Source organism: Methylobacterium persicinum (assembly GCF_022179525.1).
In the GTDB taxonomy this organism is placed as follows: Bacteria; Pseudomonadota; Alphaproteobacteria; order Rhizobiales; family Beijerinckiaceae; genus Methylobacterium; species Methylobacterium persicinum.
In genome coordinates, this window is sequence record NZ_BPQX01000073.1 from 1 (window position 1) to 1,135 (window position 1,135).

At 73.6% G+C, this 1,135-nt stretch carries 1 protein-coding gene; it reads left to right on the forward strand.

Annotated elements, in window-relative coordinates; translation table 11 throughout:
- The coding region (locus tag MFF22_RS24020) for a polysaccharide biosynthesis/export family protein (protein WP_238253258.1) at positions 1-1,135 on the forward strand (1,135 nt) is incomplete at both ends.

Here is a 1,135-nt window from a genome sequence, read left to right on the forward strand (position 1 = left end):
CGCCGCGACGGCGCTGTCGGGCTGCACGCTGCTGCCTGCGGCGGGGCCGACGGCGACGGCGATCCAGGCGGGGGCGGAGGTGCCCGAGGCGGGCGGGGGCCTGCTGGCGCGCTACGAGATCATCGACGTGACGCCCGCGGTGATCGAGGCGCTGCGGGGTCGTCCGCTGGACAGCCTGCTCGCCTCCTTCGGCGACCACCGGCCCTCGGCCGAGCCCCTGATCGGCATCGGCGACATGGTGTCGGTCTCGGTGTGGGAGGCGGGCTCGGGCGGCCTGTTCTCCGGGCCCCTGGTCGCCGACCGCTTCTCCGCCGGCTCCAAATCCGCCCTGATCCCCGAGCAGCCCGTGGGCCGCGACGGGGCGATCTCCGTCCCCTATGCCGGGCGCATCCCCGTCGCCGGCCGCCGGCCCCAGGACGTCCAGGCCCTCATCGAGAACGAACTCGCCGGCAAGGCCATCCAGCCCCAGGTGCTCGTCTCGGTCACCAAGCCCATTTCCCAGGCCGTCACCGTCACCGGCGAGGCCGTAGCCGGCGCCCGCCTGCCCCTCTCCGGCCATGGCGACCGCCTCCTCGACGTCCTGGCCAGCGCCGGCGGCGTGCGCTCGCCCGTCTCGGAGACCTTCGTGCGCCTCTCGCGCGGGTCCGTCACCGCCACCGTGCCGCTGACCACCGTCGTCTCCAACCCCAAGGAGAACATCTACCTGCGGCCCAACGACGTGCTCACCCTGGTGCGCGACCCGCAGACCTTCCTGGCCGTGGGCGCGCTCGGCAACTCCACCGAACTGCCCTTCGCCGCCGACGGCATCACCCTCGCCCAGGCCCTCGCCAAGGCCCGCGGCCTGTCCGACTTCCAGGCCGACCCGGCCGGCACCTTCATCTTCCGCTTCGAGCCCGCCGCCGTCGTGCGCCGCCTCGCCCCCGGCTCCAAGCTGCTCGGCACCCCCCTGGTGCCGGTGGTCTACCGCATCGACATGCGCGACCCCAACAGCCTGTTCACCGCCCAGGCCTTCCGCATGCGCAACCGCGACCTCGTCTACGTCTCGAACGCCCCCTTCACCGAGGTCCAGAAGGTGCTGGGCGTCTTCAACACCGTCGCGGGCCCCGTCGCCTCCGCCGCCGCCGTCTACAGCTAC